This is a genomic window from Flavobacterium sp. DG1-102-2 (assembly GCF_033042555.1).
Classification (GTDB): Bacteria; Bacteroidota; Bacteroidia; order Flavobacteriales; family Flavobacteriaceae; genus Flavobacterium.
The window spans coordinates 122,870-147,625 of the sequence record NZ_JAWLIK010000008.1; the positions used below are offsets into that span (position 1 = coordinate 122,870).

Genomic DNA, 24,756 nt, shown 5'->3' on the forward strand with positions numbered 1-24,756 from the left:
AATGAATAAAGGAGTTGCCATAACCGGTATGGGAATCATTTCTTCGATAGGAGCTACTGTCGAAGAAAATTTTAATGCCCTTGTAAATGGCAGGCCGGGTATCACGCTAATAGATAATATTGATACCATTCATAAAAACAACATCAAAGTTGGCGAGATAAAGAATACTAACAGCCAGCTTGCGGAAGAGTTAAACCTGCCGGCAGATAACAACTTTTCCCGTACTGCTATGCTTGCTACGATTGCGGCAAAGCAGGCGGTTGAAAATGCCGGCATTACAGATATCAACGAATACAATACAGGGCTGATATCTGCAACGACCGTTGGCGGAATGGACATGACCGAAACGTATTTTTACGACTATATGGAGCGTCCTGATAACAGGAGATATATAGAATCGCACGATGCAGGAGATAATACCCATAAAATAGCTAACGAGCTTGGCTTGAAAGGTATGGTGACCACGATAAGCACAGCGTGTTCATCTGCAGCCAATGCCATTATGCTGGGTGCAAGGCTTATTAAGTCGGGTAAACTGGACAGAGTTATCGTAGGTGGTGCCGACGCGCTTTCTAAATTTACCATAAATGGTTTCAAGACCCTTATGATACTTTCTGACACCTATAACACTCCTTTTGATAATAATAGAAAAGGATTGAATTTAGGCGAAGCGGCTGCATTTATAGTGCTGGAAAGCGATGAAGTGGTAAAAAAACAAAACAAAAAAGTGCTTGCCTATCTTTCAGGATATGGAAATGCAAATGATGCTTATCATCAGACTGCCTCCTCAGAAAATGGGGATGGGGCTTTCCTGGCGATGGAAAAAGCATTTAAAATATCAGGATTGCAGCCATCTGATGTAGATTATATCAATGCGCATGGCACAGCGACCCCAAACAATGATCTTAGTGAAGGAAGGGCGCTTATAAGGGCTTTTGGCAGCAATATGCCCGATTTTAGCTCAACAAAACCCTTTACTGGGCACACACTGGCAGCTGCGGCGGCTATTGAGGCTGTTTACAGTATTCTGGCGCTTCAAAATGGTGTTGTGTACCCCAACCTGAATTTTGAGACGCCGATGGAAGAATTCAATATCATTCCGCAAACGGTGCTAAAAGAAAAAGAAATTAATCATGTACTGTCTAATTCCTTTGGATTTGGCGGTAACTGTTCAACCCTGCTGTTCTCAAAAAGCTAATGAAAAAGTGTTATATAAACGGTACAGCCTGCGTTTCTTCGCAAAAAACCATTAACACGGCTTTTTTGCAGGATATCATTGTAAACCACGGTGACAATATTCTTGAACTGGCATTGCCGGATTATAAAGAGGTTATTCCGCCTGCTGCTGCAAGGCGCATGGCTAAAGGAGTTAAGAATGGTATTGTAGCATCGCACTGGGCTATGAAAGAAGCCGGCACACAAAACCCTGATGCTATAATAACCGGCACAGGAATGGGATGCAGTGTAGATTCTGAAAAATTCTTAAAAGCGCTTATAGATAACAAAGAAGAGTTTTTAACGCCAACATCATTCATTCAGTCTACACATAATACCGTTGGCGGACAGATCGCTTTAGGATTGCAATGCAAAGCCTATAACTTTACCTACGTAAATGGCGCTGTTTCGTTTGAATCATCGCTTATCGACGCTATAATGCAGATTGAAGAAGGTGAGGCGGCTACAGTTTTAGTAGGCGGAGTAGAGGAAACTGCCGAGAACACTATGAACTTTTTACAGCTTTCGGGCAGTATAAAAGACAAGGCACAATCGCCTTACAGTGTTTTAGAATCTGATACTACTGGTGCAGTGTTCTCTGAAGGAGCAACTTTTTTTGTGCTTGAAGACGAACAAAAAGACACTACCTATGCCGAGCTTAAAGATGTTGCCATCTACAATGTTTTAAAGCAGGATGAGGTTCAGGCAAAGCTTGAAGCATTCTTGGCGAATAATAAACTTACAGTAAACGATATTGATGCAATAGTGCTAGGCTATAACGGCGACACGCGGTACGATGGATATTACACCGCACTGGCTAATGGAATATTTTCAGCCACGCCGCAGGCCTATTACAAACACCTGAGCGGCGAGTTTAACACGGCATCGGCCTTTGGCCTATGGGTCGCTTCACATATCGTGAAACTTCAGGAAATTCCGCAAGTCATAAAAGTAAATTCTATTGAGGGTAAATCATATAAAAATGTCTTGCTTTATAACCAGTACCGGAGTATAGACCACAGTTTTACACTTATTTCGCAATGCTGACACACAAAGTAAATACAGGCTTTTTTCTGGCTGTACTTATCTTTCTGGCGGCATATTCTTTTTATCAACCATTGGCTTGGTGGGTACTCATTATTCCGGTTTTGCTATGGCTTACCATCGCAGTAATTGGATCGGGATTAGTGCAATCGGGCTATCATATCAAAACGTATAACAGGATACAAACAACCGATAAAAAAATCGCTGTCACTTTTGATGACGGCCCAACCCCTTCAACCGAAAAAGTTCTGGAATTGTTGAAGAAATACAATGTAAAAGCCACCTTTTTTTGCATTGGTAAACAAATTGAAAAACATCCTGATATATTACAAAAAATAATTAACGAGGGCCATACGGTAGGCAACCACACGTACAATCATCTGCCTCAAATGAATTTTTTTTCTACAGATAAAATCCTGACTGAGCTTAAAAGTACAGATGCTTTGATACAACACTATATTTTAAAGCCGCTGTTGTTCAGGCCGCCGTATGGGGTAACCAATCCACGATTAGCAAGGGCTTTGAAGACTACAGGGCATTACGTTGTAGGGTGGAATATACGTTCACTTGATGCGGTTATCGAAGATGAAAATAAAATATTTAACCGTATAGCAACAAGGCTCGCGCCGGGAAGTATTATATTGCTGCACGATACTTCGCAAAAAACGGTGAATGTGTTGGAACAATTATTGATACTTTTGCAGCAGCAGCATTATGAAGCTGTAACCGTAAACCAATTATTAAATATCCCTGCTTATGAAAAATAGTGCTTTTTATGTCTTGTTTTTGTTTAGTGCGATGGTAACATTTGCACAAGAGCAAAAAATGAGCGCTGCCGAAATTACTACTTTTAAGAATGCGGTAAATGCCACTGCAAAGAGTACAAAAACGCTTACTACCGATTTTGTGCAGTATAAGCACATGGACTTTTTATCGAAGGATATAGAAACATCGGGAAAAATGGTATTCAAGGCTCCGGGTATGCTATTGTGGCAATACACCAAGCCGTACCAGTACAGTGTGGTGTTTAAAAACAATAAGATCGTTATAAACGATGCGGGTAAAAAGAGCGAAATGAATGTAGGCAACAGCAAGATGTTTGCCAAGCTCAACAAGTTAATCGTGGGTAGTGTAAGTGGTGATATGTTTGATGAAAACGAATTTACGATTAGCTACTTTAAAACGGCAGAGCATAATATTACTAAGCTCGTGCCTAAAGACGCTGCGCTAAAAAAATACATTAAGCAGATGGAGCTTAATTTTGACAAAAAGGGCAATACTGTTGCCCAGGTTAAAATGACAGAGCCATCTAACGACTATACTACAATTGTATTTAAAAATAAAGCTACCAATGCGCAGGTTCCTGATTCTGTATTTACTAACTAGCAGTGTGCTGTTTAGTTCGTGTGCCGTAAAAACGGTTAAAGGCCTGGAAGCAAAAACTCCGAAGGTTACGACATATCCCGTGACTTATTTTTCGAACCTTGAAACAGATTATGTTTATAAGGCGCATATCGCTATTTATGGTAAAGACTTTGGAGGGATATTTATTGCAAAAAAAGTAAACGATACACTTTACCGTGCAGCTTTTACTACCGAATTTGGCAACAAACTTTTTGATTTTGAAATAAATGATGACAGTTTTAAGGTAAATTACATACTGGAGGAACTGGACAGAAAAATAATTGTAAATACGCTTAAGCGTGATTTTATGCTGCTGCTTAAAACAAAGTACAATGTAGCACAGCAATATGAGGATGATAAGGACATTATTTACAAATGCAGTGATGGCGGGCGTTTCAACTATCTTTTTGTAAATAAGGATAATGGAAGATTATCAAAAATCGTGAATGCTACAAAAAGCAAAGAAAAAATTGTAGTAAATTTCAGCGAAGAAAACAATATATTAGCAAAAAACATTGTTATAGACCATAAGAATATCAAACTCAAAATCACACTTAACTATATACAATAAAATCATTTATGAAAAAGATCTTACTATTATCAGCATTGTTTTTTGCAGCAGTATCGGTACAGGCACAGGTTACATTCAGGCCCGGTGTTAGGGGAGGGCTTAACATTGCTAACATCTCAGGAACCGATCTTGATGCAAAAGCCGATTTCTACATTGGTGCTTTTGGCGCGTTAAAGCTATCACGTTTTTATACACTTCAGCCGGAGGCCACCTACTCCCGACAAGGAGGTAAAGGGGATGTTTCTCTTTATGATTATAATACGGGAAATTATAACAGGCAGAATATAGATTTATCGCTTCAGTATATTTCGTTATCTGCATTAAGTAAGTTTACGCTTAGTGATAGCTTTAACGTGCACGTAGGCCCTACATTTGATATTATTACCAGCTCAGGCCGTTACACTTATAACGATGTTGACCTTGGTGTTACCGCGGGTGTAGGATATACACTGACAATGGGGCTTACCATTGAGGCACGTGTAAAAAAAGGATTTGTTGAAGCTGTAGATACCTATTACTATAATGATGGCGACGATTACTATTATAATGGTAATACAGGTACAAACCTTGTGTTCTCATTAGGCGTTTCTTATAGTTTTGATGTAAAAGGAGCTTCTAAGTAATTTAAACTGCTATGAAAAGATGTGTAGCAATTATAATCCTGGTCTTTGGACTTAGCTTGCAAGTTTACTCACAGACAACAGTAAAGCCTGGTATTAGGGTGGGGGCAAATTTTTCGAATTTTACAGATTCTGACCTTGATTTCAGGGCCAGTTTTTACATAGGAGGATTTGCAGCTGTAAAGCTAACACGCTTTTATACACTTCAGCCTGAGATCAACTACACACAGCAGGGGGCGAAAGCTACATTTTCTAACCCTGAAATTACAAATCATGCACCTGAAAAGATTGAATTTAATTACTTGTCTTTAGGCGTCCTTAATAAAATAACCTTTACCGATAAGATATTTGTTTTGGCCGGGCCTATGCTTGATTTCAAGGTCAACGGTAGTTCAAATTCAAACGCCGATCTGGATCTTGCAGCTACCTTAGGTTTTGGCTATACCCTGCCTATGGGACTGACCATAGAGGCGAGGGCAAAGCTGGGTATTATAGATGTACTGGAATCTGACGATTATAATAATGCAGACAACGATGTAAAGGACTGGAACTCTAACTATGTATTCCAGATAGGCATTGCCTATAGCTTTGACGTGAAAGGCACTACAAAATAAACCAACAAATCAACGAATCATGAAAAAAATAATTGGTGTACTTATCTCCCTCTTTGCGCTGAACGCAGCTGCACAGGTAACTGTTAAGCCGGGTGTCAGGGCGGGGTTAAATCTTTCTACTATTACAAACAGTGAGCTTGATACCAAAGCCGATTTTTATGTGGGCGGGTTTGTGGCCATTAAGTTTGCTAAATTCTATACGCTTCAGCCGGAGATCAATTACTCGAGGCAGGGTGCAAAAGGCCATTTTGAGAGTATTGACTTTGATCCTGTTGCGCCGCCATCCCGTCAGGAAGTAGATTATTCGCTGCAGTATGTCTCGCTTACCGTAATGAATAAATTTACCTTTGCCGAAAGTTTCAGCGTAATGGTTGGTCCATCGCTTGACTTTAAGGTAAGCGATAATTTTACCGGTTACGCTAAAGACGATTTGATTGGCTTCGACCTTGGGCTTAATACAGGTATTGGATATACGCTGCCAATAGGGTTAACCGTTGAGGCGCGTTACAAACTTGGCCTGATAGATATTTTTGGAGACAATTATGATTATAATAATGACGATTATTATAATGATAACATAGACGATATACGACTTAATAGTGTTATCCAGTTAGGATTAGCATATACATTTTAAAAAACAGATTGATGCTGCTTAAAGATTTTTATACTGTAAACTCATTTGAAAATACCGATGGCCAGAAATATGTGGCTACCATCATGCTGAATAAAAACCACGAGGTTTTTAAAGGGCACTTTCCGGGTAACCCTGTTACTCCCGGCGTGTGTATGATGCAGATTATTAAAGAACTTACGCAGAAGGCAGTAAATGCACCGCTAACAATGAAAAGCGCCAGCAACATTAAGTTTATGGCGCTTATTAATCCTGAGATCAATCCTGTTTTGCGATTGGAGCTGGATGTTGCAAGCACTGAAGGTGGCACAGTAAAGGTGAAAAATACATCGTATTTTGATGATACTGTAGCGTTAAAATTAAGTTGTATTTACAGCAAAAATTAGCAGATAAATTTAATATTTGCCAAATTTAAATACTATTTGTATACTATATGAAGCTATTAATTTTGTTTGTTTCAACACTCCTGTTTGGTACAGCAGATCTTACCGGTATAAGGCAGCAGTACCTTAATGCCGCTAAATCAGCTCAGGTGACACAAGATTTGTATGATTCCCTTAAAGATGTAAGTGACAGCAGCAGTGAGAATACATTGGTGGCTTATAAAGCTGCAGCATTAACACTAAGGGCAAAGCATGAAAAAGGGATGCTTACTAAGAAAAAGCTTTTTACCCAGGGCGCGAAGCTACTCGAAGCAGTAATCGAAAGGGATGCCGACAATTATGAAGCCAGGCTGATACGTTTAAGTATTCAGGAAAATGCGCCAAAGATTACAGGCTACAACAAAAAGATTGCCGAAGACAAGACATTTATTATCAGGAATTATAAAGCACAAAAATCAGACCTTAAGGAGTATACACAGGGGTTTGTAAAAGTGTCTGCTTCTATTACAAAAGAAGACAAGGCGGCTTTTAATTAGTGCAGAAGTGTTATATTTCTGTAAAGCGAAGCCTTAATTTGGCATAAAAAATTAAAACGGTATCTTTGCGCACCATTTTAAACCAACCATTCTTGTAATGAGCACAGCTCCACAATATTATAGTTTACTAGGCAGGCTAAAGTGTTGTGTTATTATTCCCACTTATAATAACCACAAAACCCTTAAAAGGGTAATAGACGGCGTGTTGCAGTACACGGCCAATGTTATTGTGGTAAATGATGGTTCTACAGATACTACCGTAGAAATACTGCTGGATTATCCGCAGGTCAATCAGGTTCATTTATCAAAGAATAAAGGAAAAGGCAACGCCCTGCGTACCGGTTTTGTTACCGCACGCAATGCAGGTTATGAGTATGCCATTACAATAGATTCTGACGGGCAGCATTTTCCAGATGATATTCCGGTTTTTATAGATGCCCTCATCGCTGATGGTGACGCACTGCTTATTGGCAGCCGTAACATGGCACAGGAAGGTGTGCCTAAGAAAAGCAGTTTTGGTAATAAATTCTCCAACTTTTGGTTTTGGTTTGAAACAGGTATAAAGCTGGAAGATACACAGTCAGGTTATAGGCTGTATCCTTTAAAAAGAATACCTGAGCACTATTACACCCCTAAGTTCGAATTTGAGATAGAAATCATAGTGCGTGCAGCCTGGAAAGGGCTTCCTGTAAAAAACGTACCTGTAAAGGTACTATATGATGTGAACGAGAGGGTATCTCATTTTCGTCCGTTCAAAGATTTTACAAGGATAAGCGTACTGAATACGGTATTGGTTATTATAAGCCTGCTGTACATCAAACCCCGTGACTTTATACTGAGCTTTAAAAAAAAAAGCCTTAAACAGTTCTTCATAGAAAATGTGCTGGAAAGCGGCGACAGCAATACAAAAAAGGCACTCTCTATAGCGCTTGGCGTGTTTATAGGTATTGCGCCTTTATGGGGACTTCAAACTGTTCTAGTGTTGTCTTCAGCGTATCTGCTGCGGCTTAACAAGCTTATTGCTTTTGCATTTTCAAACATTAGCATACCACCGGCTATTCCGGTTATCATATACCTGTCCCTAAAAATGGGTTCGCTGTTTATCGCGGGAGGTAAAACATTAGATACTGCCACGACATTTGATGCCATAAAACAAAATTTAGCACAATATCTTGTAGGCAGCATCCTGCTTGCGGTGCTTATGTCTTTTCTTTTTGGGATGACTGCTTATGTGCTGCTAACGGCTTTAGATAAAAACAAAATACACAAAAATGCATAAGATCTTTACAGGCATACATTTTTTCGTAAACCGTAACAGGATCTTATCTGTAGTTATGGCGCTGGGCTTCCTGGCGTTGTTTGGTTATTTTGCGTCTAAAATCACTTTTGAGGAAGATATTACAAGGCTTATCCCAAAAAACGAAAAGTCAGACGAAGCTGCAAAAGTATTGGGCCAGCTTAATTTTGCCGATAAGATTACCGTTATCATTAATGCTAAAAAAGGGGCAACTCCGGAAGATCTTACTAAAGTAGCCGGCGCATTTTTAGACAGCCTTCAGCATTATGATAAATACAGCGAATACGTAAACGGGCTACAGGGAAAGGTAGACGACGAAAACATACAGGAAACATTTGATTTTTTGTATAACAACGTTCCGCTTTTTCTTAATGAAACCGACTATCAAATAATAGAACAAAAGCTGCATACTGACAGCATAGCTGCAACAGTAAACGGTAACTACAGGTCTATCATCTCGCCATCCGGGCTTGTAACGAAAGACTTTATACTGAATGATCCTTTTGGAATATCGTTCATCGGGCTTAAGAAATTACGCCAGCTGGGCATGGGCGATGAGTTTCATCTTCAGGATGGCTATGTGATTACTAAAGACAACCAAAAGATACTGCTGTTTATCAGCCCTAAGCTTCCGGGTAACGAAACGAAGAAGAATACGGCTTTTGTAGATAAGCTCGATGTTATAAAAGACGGCCTTAATGCAACATTCAAAAAAACGGCATCGGTAGAATATTTTGGAGCAACAAACATAGCTGTTGCCAATGCCAGGCAGATAAAGAGCGACATACAAACGACTACAATAATTGCCCTTGGACTACTTATGCTGATCCTGATGGTGTATTACCGTAAGTTCTTTATTCCGATAATTATCATGATACCTACCATATTTGGGGTATTGTTTGCGGTGGCACTGCTGTATTTTTTAAGGGGTACAATCTCCGCCATTTCTTTAAGCATCGGTTCGATATTACTTGGCGTAACCATAGATTATGCCCTGCACATACTTACACACTACAAACACAATAGTGATGTAAAGGTGCTGTATAAAGATATTACAAAACCGCTTATTATGAGCAGTACGACAACAGCACTTGCATTTTTGTGCCTGCTGTTTGTTAACTCCGGGGCGCTTCAGGATCTTGGTATATTTGCCGCAGTAAGCGTGGTAGTATCGGCGTTGTTTTCGCTGCTTATCATTCCGCATTTATACAAGCCGAAAACTAATGAAGCCGTGAACCACGACACCATCCTTGATAAGATGGCCAAGTTCTCGTTCCACAGCAATAAGGTACTTATCGTAATAAGCATAATCGTAATCGTTATTAGCTTCTTTACCTTTAATAAGGTAATCTACGATAAGGATATTTCGCAGCTTAACTATGTTCCTGCTGATATAAAACTTGCCGAAAAACATCTTGAAGGTACAACCAATGTAACCTCAAAATCTCTTTATGTAACAACCTACGGTAATTCTGCCGAAGAAGTGCTTCAGAATAACAACAGCCTTTACACACAGCTGGATACTGATAAAAATGCAGATAAATTACTAAGCTACAGCTCTATCGGGGGCGTAGTATTTTCCGAAAAAGAACAGCAAAAGAAAATAGACCGCTGGAATAATTTCTGGACACCACAGCGAAAGGCATTGGTAAAAAGCGGACTTATCGCTGAAGGTGAGAAACTTGGCTTCAAGCCCGATGCTTACACTAATTTCTATGCGTTGTTAGATAAAACCTTCAGCCCCGTTTCGTTAAAGGAATACATGAAGGTTAAAACACTTTTTCTTAATGAGTTTGTAACCGAAAAGAATGGTTTTTACACCATTTCGTCGGTAGTAAAAGTCTCTGATGCCCAGCGCGACAAGTTGGTTAAAGAACTGTCTGCCAGGCAAAAGGTTATGGTTATAGACAGGCAGCAGATGAATGAAACCTTTCTAGGCGGACTGAAAGATGATTTTAATTCATTGGTCAATTATTCATTTGTGGCTGTTGTGCTTATCCTGTTCCTGTTCTTCAGGAGGATAGAGCTCGTTATAATTAGCTGTATTCCTATCGTGATTACAGGTATAGTAACCACGGGTATTATGGCAGTGTTTGATGTACGCCTGAACATCTTTAGCACAATAGTGTGTACACTTGTATTTGGACATGGAGTGGACTTTAGCATATTCATGACGAGTGCCCTGCAAAAGGAATACAGCACGGGCAAAAATGAAATGGCAACCTACAGGACTTCTATTCTGCTTGCGGTTCTCACGACGGTGCTTGGTATAGGTGCGCTTGTTTTTGCAGGCCATCCGGCGTTAAAATCTATTTCTTCGGTATCGCTGATAGGGGTTTTTGCGGCGCTTATTATTACATTCATCTTTTACCCTATACTTTTCAGGTTTGCGCTTAGCCAAAGGGTTAAAAAATGCAATGCTCCTTTTGAACTGAGAACATTGCTGCAATCAATACTGCTATTTGCTTATTATGGCATAGGGGCATTCGTGCTTTCAATCGTCAGTGCTGTATTGGTAACGATGCTTCCTGTTAAAAAGCGTTCAAAAATGATGGCATTCAGGTATGTGCTTTCAAAGTTTATGAAATCGGTGCTGTATTTTAATCCGTTTGTCAGGAAAAAAGTATTGAACCCACATAATGAAACCTTTGATAAGCCGGCAATGATAATTGCAAACCATACATCTTTTCTTGATATACTTGCCATAGGCATGCTTAGCCCGAAGATCATCTATTTGGTGAGTGACTGGGTGTACAACTCTCCAATATTTGGAATAGGCGTTAAACTTGCCGGGTTCTATCCTGTATCGCAGGGTCTTGAGGGCGGAGTAGAACACCTGCGTAAAAAAGTGGAAGAAGGGTATTCGCTTGTGGTATTCCCTGAAGGGACACGTTCTAAAAGTAACCATATTCAGCGTTTTCATAAAGGTGCGTTTTACCTGTCACAGGAATTTAATATAGATGTTGTGCCGATACTGATACACGGAAATTCGGAGGTACTGCCTAAAGGCGATTTTATAATCAACGACGGCAGCATTACATTAAAGATATTGGAGCGTATTACACCCTATGATGAAAGGTTTGGAACTGCATTTGCAGAAAGGGCCAAGGGTATAGGGGCTTATTTTAAAGCGCAGTTTGCACAAATGCGAGACGAGACCGAAGGGCCATTTTATTTTAGGCGGATGCTGGTAAATAGCTTTGCCTTTAAGGAGTTTGAAATTGTAAGTTCGGTTAAGCAAAACCTTAAGCAAAGGATGGAGGCCTACAAAAAACTGGACGGGCACATTGCCGCAAAAAGCACTATATTGCAGGTTGCGAATAATTATGGCGAGACGGCATTGTTATTGGCACTTCAGCAGCCGCAGCGCAAGGTGCATTGCTATATATCAGACCCGGAAAAGCGTGATGTAGCGGGAACAAATTATATAAACTCGAAAAGAGAAGTAAAATATCCTGACGGTATTGCTGATGTAGAAAAGATAAGTTATTCGGTTATTATTGCAGAGTCAGGCGCGACGGATATTGATAATAAAGTATGGGGACTTTCGGATACCATAGTCTTCATGAAGCCCGTTGAGGCACACTATCCGGCAGGTTTTGAGGTTGAGCATGAAGAGGAAGGTTTTGTAATAGTTAGGAAGCAATAAGCAGATGAAGAAAAAATATGATGTTGTTATAATAGGGAGCGGTTTAGGAGGCCTTGTGTCTTCTATAATTTTAGCCAAAGAAGGCTACAGCGTTTGTGTGCTCGAAAAAAACAACCAGTTTGGCGGCAATCTGCAGACCTTTGTGAGGGACAAGACCATTTTTGACACTGGTGTACACTACATAGGCGGGCTGGACGAGGGCCAGAACCTGTACAGCTATTTTAAGTATATAGGCATCATGGATGGGTTAAGGCTTAAAAAGATGGATGAAGATGCGTACGACATTATCTCTTTTGACGATGATGAGCAGGAGTATCCGCATGCACAGGGGTATGATAACTTTGTAAAGCAGCTTGTAAAGTATTTTCCGGAAGAAGAAGAAAATCTTAAGGCATATTGTCAAAAGCTCATTGATACCTGCGATTCTTTCCCGCTATACAACCTTAGAAACAGCGAATTAAAATACAGCGAAGAGATACTTGCCGAAAATGCTAAAGAGTACATTGACCAGATTACCCAGAATGAAAAACTGAGGGCGGTGCTGGCGGGGTCTAACTTTTTATATGCAGGGATAGAAGACAAATCGCCGTTGTATGTACATGCGCTTTCTGTAAACTCTTATATGCAAAGTTCATGGCGATGCATAAATGGGGGCAGCCAGATTACCAGGCAGCTTATAAAGCAGCTTAAAAAATATGGTGGCGAAACTTATAAATATAAAGAAGTAAACGGTTTTGGTTTTGAAGGTGATAAGCTCGTTTCGGCAAAAATAAAAACAGGCGAAGAGGTTTTTGGCGATATGTTCATTTCTAACATAGAACCTAAAACAACACTTGACCTGATAGGTAAAGAGAGGTTCAGGAAATCTTTTTATAACCGTGTACAGGGATTAGAATGTGTGGGTTCGGCGTTTAGCCTTTACCTTGTGTTTACACCTGAAACGTTTAAATACATGAACCATAATTACTATCATTTTAAAGACAGTACAAAGGTTTGGAAAACGATGCACGCCACCGAAGAATCATGGCCGGAAGGCTATATGGCTTCCATGAACGTTTCTGCAAAGCAGGACGAATGGGCAGAAAGCATGACGCTTATTACCTTTATGGATTTTGAAGAGGTTAGACAATGGGCGCATACCCACAACACTACTGCCGAAGAAGCCGACAGGGGAGAGGAATATGCCAAATTTAAAGAACGCAAAACAGAACAATTCCTAAAGGAGATAGAAAAGAAATTTCCGGGAATCAGGGATTGCATCAAATCGGTACACGCTTCTACGCCTTTGTCCTACAGGGACTACATAGGCGGGCAGAACGGTAACCTGTATGGGTATGTAAAAGATTCTAACAACCCCATGAAAACTTTTATATCGGCAAAGACTAAGATAGACAACCTCTACCTTACAGGGCAGAGCATAAATATGCATGGGGTGCTTGGCGTAACCATAGGCGCAGCGGTAACCTGCTGTGAGATTTTAGGCAAAGACTACCTGATCAATAAAATAAACAGCGAAGTAAATCAATAGCAATGAAAAGGTTTGTATATGCACTAACGTTACTTTATGCGGCGCTGCTGCAGGTATCGTGCGGTACATACAATTCGCTTCATGATAAACCCGTAACCGAAGGATATAATGCTACCGTACCTGTTGTCGTAAAAGAAAATGACACTGTAAGGCAGAGTGGAAACAACTTTCTGCTTAAAAATAAACAAGGCCTGTGGGAGCTGTATGTTGAGGGCGATCCGCTGCAAAGGGGTATGGTAACAGGCGCCTTATCGAAAGACCTGATGAAATATCAGGAACAGGTATTTATTGGTAAGATAAAAGAAATAGTTCCTTCAGAATTTAAACTGCGCCTTTTACGCCAGTTTTTAAAATGGTACAACAGGAAGGTATACCTGCACGTTGAGCCTGAATATAAAACCGAAATTTATGGACTATCGCAATACCTATCCCACGACTATGATAATGTCGCCCCGCCGTATCTGCGTTCGCTTTACCTGCATGCAGCACACGATATTGGGCATGCCCTCAGCGACCTTGCACTGGTAGGCTGTACCTCTTTTGCAGCGTGGGATGATAAGACCGAAGACGGCTCACTGCTTATTGCCCGTAATCTTGATTTTTATGCGGGTGATGAATTTGCCAAAAACAAGCTCATATCATTTGTAAAGCCATCAACGGGTTACCCTTACGTGTCGGTGTCATGGGCCGGAATGATAGGCACCTTGTCAGGAATGAACAAAGAAGGCTTAACAGTAACAATAAATGCAGGAAAATCGGACATGCCGCTTATTGCAAAAACACCTATTTCTATTCTTACAAGACAGATATTACAGTATGCAAAAAATATAGATGAAGCCATTGCTATAGCCAAAAAGCACGAGGTATTCGTGTCAGAAAGTATTATGATAGGCAGTGCGCACGACCATAAAGCGGTACTTATAGAAGTATCGCCTAAAAAGTTTGGGGTGTATGAAGTCGGGAACACATCGCAGCTCATCTGTTCCAATCATTTTCAGAGTGCTGCCTACAAAGAAGACGAAAACAACAAGTACACGATTGCCAACAGCCATTCTAAATATCGTTACGAGAGAATGACACAACTTCTTAATGAACACGATAAGGTAAATCCTGTAAAGGCAGCGGCAATAATGCGCAATACAAATGGGCTTAACGAACTGGCTTTGGGCTACGGAAATGAGAAAGCGATAAACCAGCTGCTGGCACATCATTCGGTTATATTTAAGCCGGAACAAAGGCAGGTTTGGGTATCATCTAATCCGTATCAGCTGGGCGCATATGCAGCTTATGACCTAAATGAGGTCTTTGGGAGCAGCCACACAGGATTGCCAAAATCGATGGCAATAGATTCGCTTGCCATCCCGAAGGATGAATTTGCAGCTTCGCAGGCATTTAAAAATTATGAAGCCTTCAGGATAGAGGACCGTAGGGTAGACAAGGCAATCAAAGACGAGGAACATCTTGATGAAGCCTATATAAAGCACTATCAGTCATTAAATCCTGATTATTGGGTGGTATATTATAAAGCAGGTGTTTATCTTTACAACCGTGGCTACTATACCGCAGCCCTTGCTGAGTTTAACAAGGCGCTGACTAAAGAGATCACGACGCTTCCGGATAGGGAAAAAACAGAAAACTATCGTAAGGAACTAAAAAGGAAATTAAAATAGCATGAACATCCATTCTATAGAAATGGCTTCGGCAGCCGAAATCAAAAAGCACCAGGAACGAGAGCTTACAGAAGCACTGCGTTATGCTGCTGCAAATTCGCCCTACTATAAAAGACTTTTTGAAAAAGAAAACATAACTGTAGAGGATATAAAAACGCTTGACGACCTGCAACAGCTTCCTGTCACGACAAAGGAGCAGCTTCAGGAATTTAACGATGACTTTTTGTGCGTGCCAAAATCGCAGATTATAGATTACACCACAACATCGGGCACATCGGGGCGTCCCGTAACCTTTGGCCTTACTGATAAAGACCTTGACAGGCTGGCGTACAATGAAGCGATATCATTTGTTTGCTCAGGTATTCAGGAGGGCGATGTTGTTCAGCTAATGACTACCATAGACAGGCGCTTTATGGCGGGACTTGCCTACTTTTTAGGACTCCGAAAAATAAAGGCAGGCGTTATCCGCGTAGGTGCCGGGGTGCCTGAACTGCAATGGGATTCTATATTAAAATACAACCCAACATATCTAATCACTGTACCATCGTTCCTTCTAAAGCTTATAGAATATGCCGAGGCACATGGTATCGATTATAACAACAGCAGCATTAAGGGAGCAATATGTATAGGGGAACCGTTACGTAACCAGGATTTTTCTAATAATACACTTTCGCAGAAGATAAAGGATAAATGGGATATTAAACTGTTTTCCACGTATGCATCGACCGAAATGAGCACTGCTTTTGCCGAATGCGAACATTCCTGCGGCGGGCACCATCACCCAGAACTGATCATTCCTGAAGTATTGGATGAAAATGACAGGCCGATAACTGATGGCAGTGCCGGAGAACTTGTAGTAACTACTTTAGGCATTGAAGGAATGCCGCTTATACGATTCAAGACGGGCGATATCGTTCAGCTTCACCATGAGCCGTGCCAGTGTGGGCGAAATTCTCTGCGTGTAGGTCCTGTAGTGGGCAGAAAACAGCAAATGATAAAATATAAAGGCACGACGCTATACCCGCCGGCAATGATTGACCTGCTGAGGTCTTTTCCGCAGATACAAAACTATATTATAGAGATTAGTACTAACGATCTTGGGACTGACGAGATTCTGATCAGGGCTGTCGCTGCAAATCCTACCGACGCTTTGCTGACAGAGATAAAAGACCATTTCAGGGCAAAGCTCAGGGTGACCCCAAAGATTGTTTTTGCATCGGCCGAAGAGGTAAACGGCATTATGTTTAATCCTATGAGCCGAAAGCCAATAAATTTTATTGATAACAGGAATTAATTACCGGTAATTAAAAATAAGCCCTCAACTGGATACTTCCGGTATGTATGGCTTTGCTGGTCTCACTTTTTCTTCCCTGGTAGCTAATATTCACATCGAGATATTGTGTAAGGTTCTTTTGCAGTAGCAATCGCCATGTAAGGTTTTGTCCTGCCTGCAGCCCTTCCAGCATTTGGTAAGCAGCCGGCGATAGCTCATTACCGGTAAAATCATTTTTATACAGCGAAAATTCACCGTTGGCAGTAAACTGCTTTTCAGAAGCATAACTAAACGAAGTGCCCAGTCTTTGCTGGTTGAGCAACTCTGATTCACCTATCTGGTTTTCTTTCTTTTTGTATTCGTAGAAAATATCCCAGCTGGCATTACGAGAAAAGATATAAGATATCTTTGGTGAAAGCCCAAAACCTTCAATCTTAAAGTTTTTGCTGCCATAATTTTCTGATTCGGAGTCAGCAGTATTTGTCTGTCCTAATAATCCAAAAAGCCATGTTTTTTGAACCAGATGGGCGTATTGCAGTTGGTGCGAACTGGTGCGGTTTTCCTGAGACCCTACAGTCAGCAGTGTTTTTGCACGGTTTTTAAGGAAGGTATAGGTTACCGAATGGTCCTGCTTACCCCTGTTGTAAAACAGGCTGTTGCGTATACCCGAATTAAGCCCTAACAGATTCTTATCGCTGGTGGAAAATGGGTTAAGGTCAAAATTACCGGAGTCGCGTTCAATTTTTCGGTCTATAGAAAAGGAAGCCTGGTCATAAAAGTAAGAAAGGAATTTTTTAAAGCCCGTTTCATTCTGCCACTGGTTAGGGTTCAGGGTTAACGACTGCGAGAACTTATTCTGGTGTGTGCGCACAAATACCTGATTGGGTAAAAATACACGCACATATGTTGCTTTGTCGGGGAAGGGAGCTACTTCAAACTCCTGCAACTCCTGTATGCCGTTGCCGTTGTAATCGTTCCAAGTATATACGCCCTGCCCGGCAGCTACTTCCAAGTAGGTGAATTCCTGCTGCGCAATAGTACCTGATGTATTTTCATAAGCTGTGTTAACCTGTACCAGCTGATCCCAATACCGGTCGTTGTACAATACCCTTGAGTTAAGCGACGGCTCGCTTTTAAATGCCGGATCTTCAAATTTCAGGTTACGATAGTTTACAAATACGGTAAGATCACTTTTTTCGGTTTGTACCAATCTTGATTTCAGGTAGTAGGAGCGGGAGGTGTTTACCTTTTGCAGCAGCCCGTTTACAAGGCTGTCGTTAGAACGCTGAAGGTAGCCCAGCTCCACGTATACCTTTGTGCTGTCGCCACGGCCTATAAACGCTCCAAACTCATTAAAGCGCTGGCTCAGTGTACTAAATTGCTGCGTGGTTTTTATCTTCTCCTTATTGTCTTCAATACGCACTGTTCCGCCCACCCAGTTTTTACCGAAGTGATATTTGGCCAAGGCCTCATTGCGTAAAAATGTTGAGGTAGAATATTCGCTGTCGCTGCTCATGTAGCTGCCGCGGTTCTGTACCAAAAGCTGCTTAAAGTTAAGTCTCCCGTCAATTACATGGCGTGTACCGTTAAACGTGTTGGAAAAATCCAGTTTTTCAAGCTGGTAGTTTATTGTTCCCTTTTGTGGCAGGCGAAACGCAGCACCCGAAACCAGATAACTCTGGTTACCGTTTGTAGTAACAATGTTAGTAAGGTTCCAGTCGCGGCCAAATTCTATATTAAACAATCGCTCAATAGTTCTGAAGTCTTTTTGAATAAACTGATAATTGGCAAACGCATCCAGCTCCCAGCTTCCAGTATACAGTCGCTGTTTTGCATTTATTTTTCCGGCACCGCCTTTATTGTTATTATCGTCTATTGGCGAAAACAGGTTGAGGTCATTATTGCTTATGCCCGCTTCAAAATCTACAGATGTTTTTTCGCTTGGGTTGTATTTACCCAATACTGTTGCTATCTGTATTTTAGTGGGCGGCGTAAGGCGTATAACAGGCTCATAGTTCCCCTGCGGAATTCCGTTAACCTGCGGGACATATTGATAAATCCTGCCAACCGCCGCGGCATTTGCCAGAATATAATTACCCAGGTTAGTGCCTACAAGGCTGAAACGGACGTTGTAAAGTTCGTCGTCAGGGTTATTAGAATATTCAAAAGCCTCAACACCATTTATGGTTACCTTTTTATAAAGCGTTTTGTTTTCTGAAAACGAATCAACATAAGCCGATGGCGCCGTCATTTTGTTTATGTCATCGCCTGCATTTTTCAGGATTGCTGCCTGGTCTTCCGAAAGGTTTTGCTGTAACGGCTGGTTTTTCATGTCATTTTCAGAATACACAAAACCGCCTATGCTCCATGTCTCGGCTTCGTGTGTAACACCACCATAGGTTACAAAACGGGTGTAACTGCGTTCAGAATATTGGTATTCTATATTAATACGCATCTCAGACGTTATAGGGAAAAGCGAAGTAAAAATGATCTCGCCTGCATTATAATCTATAATATAGTCGTTATTCTCGCCGCGTTCCAGCAGGATTCCGTTTACGAATACCCTTTCAGACCCTGAGATGACCAATACATATAGTTCCTGATTAGGTCCACGCAATTTATATGGCCCCTGATTGCCCTCCTGTCCTGTAAAGGTACTCTTGGCATATTGCCCCCTTACAAGCGCTGCGGCTGCAAATACCGATGTTTTGTTGCCCTCTCCGCCAAAGGTAAATGCGGTAGAAAGCCCCTGCACTTTTTTATTGAAGTTAAGAAAACGCGACTGGCGGTTTTCGAGGAAAAGGTCGCCCGCGCGGATATTCCACTTATCGGTATACATTTCGATGAAAATCTGGTCGAATTCATCAAGCTTCTGCGAATAACCGCCCTCCTGCAACGGGATATTAGTATCCTGTATGGAAGCACGAAGGCTTACTTTGTCGGATATTTTTCCTGTTATCTGTAAATCAAGATTAGAGTTAACTACTGAGCTTTGGTTATTGCCCACGGTTATACCGCGTGTGATGCTTCCTGATGTGTTGAGTCCATCAAATGGTTTAAAGGTATTTAAAGGGTCACGGGTTACTTTATAAAGATTAGTTACACCGGCAGAATTACTTACCACACGGCTGTCATCATAAATGCTGTATTTTTTGGTGAGGTAATCAGGGTAAGAAAGGTAACGCATGGTAAGGGTGTCCTGAGACGTAAATCCATTGCGGAAGACCAGTTGGCTTTTACGGAAATCTACCTTGTAAAAAGAGGTGTCTATATCTGTACCGGAGGCATCCTGAAGCTTAAAAAAAGCCTTATTGATGCTTACGCTGTCAATTTTTATGGTGTCGTGTACGGCAACAAACTTTCGGTTTTTATATGGCGTAGTTATCTCCTGCCCGTAAAGTGCAGAAACACAACATAAAAACACCAGTAATAGCCCATTTTTCAGCATAGTACACTATTAACTCAAAAAAAGCAAAAGTAGTGTATTTACAGGGAAGAATTAAGAGGGTTGTCTTAACGAGTTTAAATGCGTTTTAACTTCATCCCAACTGTATAATTCTGTTTTGCCTTCCTCAAGGTTTTTAAGGCGTATATCCAGTTCTTTTTTTACGTCATCAGAAATTTCTACATCATTTTTTGAGACACTGTCCCACAATTGTTCTGCTAAAATTATTTTTTCAGCATTGGAGTACCTCTCTAAATCCTTTACTTTCATTTAATTTCTTTTTATAAAGTTAAAAAACTTTGTTGAATTATATCGTTGAGATTTGTTTTTCAGCGTAGTACACTATAAACTCAAAAAAAGCAAAAGTAGTTTATTTAAAGGAAACAAATAAGAAATAGCTAATTGGCTTTGCGAATGATTACGAGCCGCGGTGGGCCTGGATGTTTCTCGTATTTTAATTTCAAAAATGAAAACTCCGGCGGAATGGCATATTGTATGCCGCTCCGCCGGAGCTAGTTTATTGATGTTTTTCGACTTCGCTTCGCTTCGTTCAAAATGACACGACATGCGATGAAACTGTGACTAAAAACTATTTAGTTTCTTTAGTTACAATCTGTAACGTTTCGCGGCTTATTTGTTTTACCAGTACTTCTTTACCCTGCGCTACTGCGTCTGCCGATGTTTCGGTAAAGTGGCGGATGGTATATAGCGATACATTTTCGTTATAGGTAACCTGGAATTTTTTAGATAAGATGCTTTTCAGTTCAGGGAAATTGCCAAATTTATCTTCTACACATACAGAGAAGCTGATAGCCGTATTCTGGATAAGCGTTACCTTAATCTTGTATTTATGCAGGAGCAGGAATATTTCGCTGATATTCTCTTCCATAATAAATGAAAAATCAAGAGAAGATAATGACAATAGCAACTGGTCTTTTTTCACGATGAAGCATGAAGCCTGCGACTCAAGATCGGCACCTTTGCTTACTTTAGTTCCCGGCAGTAACGGGTTGATAAACGATTTTACATAAAGCGGAATCTCTTTTTTCTGTAAAGGCTGCAATGTCTTCGGGTGAATAACCGTAGCACCGTAAAAAGCAAGCTCAATGGCTTCACGGTATGAGATCTGGTTTAACAAAATTGCGTTTTCAAAATAACGCGGATCTGCATTCATAACTCCCGGCACGTCTTTCCATATCGTTACGTTCTCGGCATTCAGGCAATAGGCAAAAATTGCCGCTGTATAGTCAGATCCTTCCCTGCCTAAAGTAGTGGTGAATCCGTTTTCATCAGATCCAAGGAATCCCTGTGTAATATTAAGGTTCTTTGTCTTAATGTTTTTAATATTCTGCTGGGTTTGTTCCCAGTCAACTATCGCATCACGGTAGGTATTGTCTGTTTTTATGTATTCGCGCACGTCTATCCATTGGTTTGTTAAACCGCGTGCATTGAAGTAGTGGCTGACAACAGTTGTAGAAAGCACCTCGCCAAGGCTTACCACCTGGTCGTATACAAAGTTATAGTTTGGCGATTTGTTGTGTTGTAAGAAGCTCTCAAGATCTGCAAAGATGGCATTGATAGCCCCGAAAACAGCATTATTCTCGTCTTCAAACAAGTCCATTAAAATCTGGTTATGGTATTTTTTTACTTCCTGTACAGATGCCTGCAGTTCCGGTGATTTATCAAAGTAGTTCTTTATAACCGCCTCAAAGGCGTTCGTGGTTTTCCCCATTGCTGAGATAACCAGCAGCACGTCTTCGTGGCCAACTTTTTCTAAAACATCATACACATTTTTAATACCATCGGCATCCTTAACTGATGCACCTCCAAATTTGAATACTTTCATCCTGAAAAGTGTTTATAGATCTAATGTAAACTTTGTAATTCCTTCTTCGTTCATCTGGACGGTAAACCAGTCCTGTAATATAGCCGCGCCAGATCGTTCATAAAAGTCAATAGCGTGTGTGTTCCAATTCAAAACTGCCCACTCAGCACGGCGCACGCCCTCTTGTTTGGCAAACTTGATCACTTCCTTATATAACGCGCTGCCGGCACCTGTACCGCGTTTGTCTTCCCTTACGATAAGATCTTCTAAATGTACCGTTTTTCCTTTCCAAGTAGAATAGCGGTAATAGAATAAGGCAGTCCCTATGATTTCGCCGTCAGCCTCTGCCACAAAAGTGTAGAATAAAGGGCTCTCGCCAAAGCCGTCGCGCTGCAATTCTTCTGCGGTTACTACTACGGCATCGGGTTCTTTTTCAAATACAGCCAGCTCGCGGATAAGTTCCAATACTGCAGGCATGTCTTCTATGCGTCCTTTTCTAACTAACATCGGTAAATTTTGCGCAAAAATACGTGCAAAATTGCTTCTAAATAATAATTTCTTTTCATATCACAAAAATTTCGATATTTGTGCCCTCAACACAACTACAACGTTATAGTAATGGAAGAACGCAACAAGACACTTGGCGAATTTATTATCGAAAGGCAGGAAGACTTTAAATATTCTTCGGGCGAATTATCAAAACTCATTAACTCCATACGGCTTGCTGCCAAAGTAGTGAACTACAAGGTAAACAAGGCAGGGCTGGTAGATATCATAGGGAAATTCGGCGAACAGAACATTCAGGGTGAAGACCAGCAAAAACTGGATGTTTATGCTAACGAGATCTTTATGCAGACGCTCATTAACCGTGAGATAGTTTGCGGGATAGCTTCTGAAGAGAATGACGACTTTATCACGATTCAGGGTAATGACGGTGCGCATAACAACAAATATGTAGTGCTTATCGATCCGCTTGACGGATCATCTAACATAGATGTAAATGTGTCGGTAGGTACGATCTTCTCTGTTTACAGAAGGGTCACCCCTGTAGGGACTCCCGTAACGCTGGAAGATTTCCTTCAGCCGGGTGTAAACCAGGTGGCTGCGGGCTATGTGATTTATGGTACATCTACCATGCTGGTATATACTACAGGAAACGGAGTGAACGGTTTTACACTTAACCCCGCTATCGGAACATTTTACCTGTCGCACCCCAACTTAACCTTTCCTAAAGACGGGACGATATACTCAATAAATGAGGGTAACTATGTGCACTTCCCGCAAGGGGTAAAAGATTACATAAAATACTGCCAGCTTGAAGAAGGCGACAGGCCCTATACATCACGATATATTGGAAGCCTGGTGTCAGATATTCATCGTAATATGATAAAGGGCGGAATTTATATTTACCCTACCAGCTCTAAAGCGCCAAACGGTAAACTGAGATTACTTTACGAATGCAACCCTATGGCATTTATTGCCGAGCAGGCAGGAGGAAAAGCTTCAGACGGTTTTGGGCGAATCATGGAAATTGCGCCTGGCGAACTTCACCAGCGTGTGCCATTCTTCTGCGGAAGCTCTAACATGGTAACAAAGGCAGAGGAGTTTATGAAGAAATACGGGAGATAGTTTTTAGAGTTGCAAAGTCGCAAAGTTTCAAAATAGTCAAATCTGTCATTGATTTTTACGTGAAATGTAGGGCAAACATCCCTCGAATATTGTACAAAAAAAACCACGCATCAGCGTGGTTTTTTTTATTGTAAGCAACTTGGGGACTAAGAGCCTAAGCCTCTAGAACCTAAGTGCCTTTTTATTTGTTCATGTGCTGCATTTCGTAAAGGAAAGTATCTAAATCTACGTTTAGTACCAGCAACGATAATGCCTTGTCTACAATGTAATGAACGTTGCCCGGTGTAAAACCTAATGCAAGTGCAAAACGTGTAAGTATTTCTTTTTGTCTTGGCCCAAGTATGTGGTCTGCATATACCATTCTTGAAAGGTCATACAAACGCTCCAGCCTGTGTACGTGAAGGTACGGAGGGTTAATAGGGTATCTTAACGGATTAGCAAGGATCTCGGTGTATTCTTCATCCGAAATTTCAAGCTCTTTAGCAAGCTTGTCAAGAAAGTGGCGTTCTTCGGTAGAAAGGTGGCCATTTTCCATAGCAACCCTTACGATTGCAGAAAAATGCCCTTTATTCCTGTTCTTAAACCCACTGTCGAATAAATCTGAAATGGACATATTTTTTCTGTTAAAATTCAACCGCAAATATACTTCTATATTTTATCACGAAATAATTTTTTAAAAGATTTTAGCGAATCCTGCGTTCTTTTATAACAGTTTTAAGGAATAGAAGTTTCTAAAAATACCGTAAGTTTACGGTTTCAATATAATATCGCCCGGATTATGTCAGAATTTCTTTTATATTTTGAAACAGGCCTGCGCCATGTGCTTGATATCAACGGATATGACCACCTGCTTTTTATAACCATGCTTACCGTTCCTTACACTTTTAAGGACTGGAAAAATATTCTTGCACTAATAACGCTTTTTACGGTTGGGCATACTATTTCGCTCATACTGTCGGTGTACGGAGTTATAAAAGTAAACCCATCTATGATAGAGTTTCTTATACCCGTTACCATACTTATTGCGGCAATCTACAATATCATCAAACTGGGTAAAAAATCATCTAAGAACAATAGCATTAGCGCCATTGCGATTACGGCGCTGTTCTTTGGTATCATCCACGGCCTTGGTTTTTCAAACTACTTTAAACTTATACTGGATAAGAATACTAAAGATAAGATGCTGCCATTGCTGGAGTTTGCATTAGGAATTGAGACAGCGCAGCTTATCATTGTGCTTATGGTACTTATAATAGGTTATGTGCTTATAGAGTTCTTCCGTTTGGGCAAGCGCGACTGGGTGCTCATCACGTCGGCTTTTGTAGCAGGAGTTGTTGTGCCGATGATCATTGGCAGCGAAATTTGGTAATTATTTAACGTTTAACAATAGCCAATACTATATATTTGGATGTAAGGGTTCAT

General features: G+C 40.8%; 22 protein-coding genes. 17 read left to right on the forward strand and 5 right to left on the reverse strand.

Features of this window, described 5'->3' with window-relative positions; genetic code table 11:
- The first annotated feature begins 1 nt into the window (after window position 1).
- From R1T16_RS12635 to R1T16_RS12705, 15 genes are all read left to right on the forward strand, one after another.
- On the forward strand, window positions 2–1,198 hold the full coding sequence (locus R1T16_RS12635) for a beta-ketoacyl-[acyl-carrier-protein] synthase family protein (RefSeq protein ID WP_317501472.1): 1,197 nt from the start codon (window positions 2–4) through the stop codon (window positions 1,196–1,198).
- The gene (locus R1T16_RS12640; protein ID WP_317501473.1) at window positions 1,198–2,262 is read left to right on the forward strand and encodes a beta-ketoacyl synthase N-terminal-like domain-containing protein; all 1,065 of its coding nucleotides are present in this window, start codon (window positions 1,198–1,200) and stop codon (window positions 2,260–2,262) included. Before R1T16_RS12635 ends, R1T16_RS12640 begins: the two co-directional genes overlap by 1 nt.
- On the forward strand, window positions 2,256–3,026 hold the full coding sequence (locus R1T16_RS12645; protein ID WP_317501474.1) for a polysaccharide deacetylase family protein: 771 nt from the start codon (window positions 2,256–2,258) through the stop codon (window positions 3,024–3,026). Before R1T16_RS12640 ends, R1T16_RS12645 begins: the two co-directional genes overlap by 7 nt.
- Entirely contained in the window at window positions 3,016–3,645 is a 630-nt protein-coding gene (locus R1T16_RS12650) for an outer membrane lipoprotein carrier protein LolA (protein ID WP_317501475.1), read from the forward strand. The genes R1T16_RS12645 and R1T16_RS12650 overlap by 11 nt, the downstream gene beginning before the upstream one ends.
- Window positions 3,646–3,649: 4 nt before the next feature.
- Window positions 3,650–4,234 (forward strand): hypothetical protein, encoded by a 585-nt coding sequence (locus R1T16_RS12655; protein ID WP_317501476.1) that lies wholly within the window; start codon window positions 3,650–3,652, stop codon window positions 4,232–4,234.
- A gap of 8 nt (window positions 4,235–4,242) precedes the next feature.
- A complete protein-coding gene (locus R1T16_RS12660) occupies window positions 4,243–4,857 on the forward strand; it encodes an outer membrane beta-barrel protein (protein ID WP_317501477.1) in 615 nt (204 codons plus the stop codon).
- Window positions 4,858–4,868: 11 nt separating this feature from the next.
- The gene (locus tag R1T16_RS12665; RefSeq protein ID WP_317501478.1) at window positions 4,869–5,468 is read left to right on the forward strand and encodes an outer membrane beta-barrel protein; all 600 of its coding nucleotides are present in this window, start codon (window positions 4,869–4,871) and stop codon (window positions 5,466–5,468) included.
- 19 nt (window positions 5,469–5,487) lie between these two features.
- Entirely contained in the window at window positions 5,488–6,102 is a 615-nt protein-coding gene (locus R1T16_RS12670; protein ID WP_317501479.1) for a porin family protein, read from the forward strand.
- Window positions 6,103–6,113: 11 nt separating this feature from the next.
- Entirely contained in the window at window positions 6,114–6,485 is a 372-nt protein-coding gene (locus tag R1T16_RS12675) for a 3-hydroxyacyl-ACP dehydratase (protein ID WP_317501480.1), read from the forward strand.
- A gap of 47 nt (window positions 6,486–6,532) precedes the next feature.
- Window positions 6,533–7,018 carry a hypothetical protein gene (locus tag R1T16_RS12680; protein WP_317501481.1) on the forward strand — a complete coding sequence of 162 codons (486 nt, stop codon included), beginning with the start codon at window positions 6,533–6,535 and terminating at the stop codon, window positions 7,016–7,018.
- A gap of 97 nt (window positions 7,019–7,115) precedes the next feature.
- The gene (locus R1T16_RS12685) at window positions 7,116–8,297 is read left to right on the forward strand and encodes a DUF2062 domain-containing protein (protein ID WP_317501482.1); all 1,182 of its coding nucleotides are present in this window, start codon (window positions 7,116–7,118) and stop codon (window positions 8,295–8,297) included.
- On the forward strand, window positions 8,290–11,964 hold the full coding sequence (locus R1T16_RS12690) for an MMPL family transporter (protein WP_317501483.1): 3,675 nt from the start codon (window positions 8,290–8,292) through the stop codon (window positions 11,962–11,964). The genes R1T16_RS12685 and R1T16_RS12690 overlap by 8 nt, the downstream gene beginning before the upstream one ends.
- Window positions 11,965–11,968: 4 nt before the next feature.
- The gene (locus R1T16_RS12695; RefSeq protein ID WP_317501484.1) at window positions 11,969–13,492 is read left to right on the forward strand and encodes an NAD(P)/FAD-dependent oxidoreductase; all 1,524 of its coding nucleotides are present in this window, start codon (window positions 11,969–11,971) and stop codon (window positions 13,490–13,492) included.
- A gap of 2 nt (window positions 13,493–13,494) precedes the next feature.
- Window positions 13,495–15,162, forward strand: coding sequence for a C45 family peptidase (locus R1T16_RS12700; protein WP_317501485.1), 1,668 nt, complete (start codon window positions 13,495–13,497; stop codon window positions 15,160–15,162).
- A 1-nt stretch (window position 15,163) separates the two neighbouring features.
- Window positions 15,164–16,456 carry a phenylacetate--CoA ligase family protein gene (locus tag R1T16_RS12705; RefSeq protein ID WP_317501486.1) on the forward strand — a complete coding sequence of 431 codons (1,293 nt, stop codon included), beginning with the start codon at window positions 15,164–15,166 and terminating at the stop codon, window positions 16,454–16,456.
- Between the two features lie 10 nt (window positions 16,457–16,466).
- Here the strand turns inward: R1T16_RS12705 and R1T16_RS12710 are convergent, their stop codons facing one another.
- The 4 genes from R1T16_RS12710 to R1T16_RS12725 all read right to left on the reverse strand — a co-directional run bounded on the left by R1T16_RS12710 (window position 16,467) and on the right by R1T16_RS12725 (window position 22,212).
- Window positions 16,467–19,883 (reverse strand): hypothetical protein, encoded by a 3,417-nt coding sequence (locus tag R1T16_RS12710; protein WP_317501487.1) that lies wholly within the window; start codon window positions 19,881–19,883, stop codon window positions 16,467–16,469.
- A 51-nt stretch (window positions 19,884–19,934) separates the two neighbouring features.
- A complete protein-coding gene (locus R1T16_RS12715; RefSeq protein ID WP_317501488.1) occupies window positions 19,935–20,150 on the reverse strand; it encodes an addiction module protein in 216 nt (71 codons plus the stop codon).
- A 319-nt stretch (window positions 20,151–20,469) separates the two neighbouring features.
- Complete coding sequence (locus R1T16_RS12720) at window positions 20,470–21,726, reverse strand: aspartate kinase (RefSeq protein WP_317501489.1); 1,257 nt, start codon at window positions 21,724–21,726, stop codon at window positions 20,470–20,472.
- Between the two features lie 12 nt (window positions 21,727–21,738).
- Window positions 21,739–22,212 carry a GNAT family N-acetyltransferase gene (locus tag R1T16_RS12725; RefSeq protein ID WP_317501490.1) on the reverse strand — a complete coding sequence of 158 codons (474 nt, stop codon included), beginning with the start codon at window positions 22,210–22,212 and terminating at the stop codon, window positions 21,739–21,741.
- Between the two features lie 111 nt (window positions 22,213–22,323).
- Between R1T16_RS12725 and fbp the strand changes: the two genes are divergently transcribed.
- On the forward strand, window positions 22,324–23,334 hold the full coding sequence (gene fbp, locus R1T16_RS12730; RefSeq protein WP_317501491.1) for a class 1 fructose-bisphosphatase: 1,011 nt from the start codon (window positions 22,324–22,326) through the stop codon (window positions 23,332–23,334).
- A gap of 181 nt (window positions 23,335–23,515) precedes the next feature.
- Here the strand turns inward: fbp and R1T16_RS12735 are convergent, their stop codons facing one another.
- Window positions 23,516–23,947 carry a TerB family tellurite resistance protein gene (locus R1T16_RS12735; RefSeq protein WP_317501492.1) on the reverse strand — a complete coding sequence of 144 codons (432 nt, stop codon included), beginning with the start codon at window positions 23,945–23,947 and terminating at the stop codon, window positions 23,516–23,518.
- A gap of 165 nt (window positions 23,948–24,112) precedes the next feature.
- Here R1T16_RS12735 and R1T16_RS12740 point away from each other — a divergent pair, with 165 nt between their 5' ends.
- Window positions 24,113–24,703: a HupE/UreJ family protein gene (locus R1T16_RS12740; protein ID WP_317501493.1), complete on the forward strand. Its 591-nt coding sequence runs from the start codon at window positions 24,113–24,115 to the stop codon at window positions 24,701–24,703.
- Window positions 24,704–24,756 lie beyond the last annotated feature (53 nt).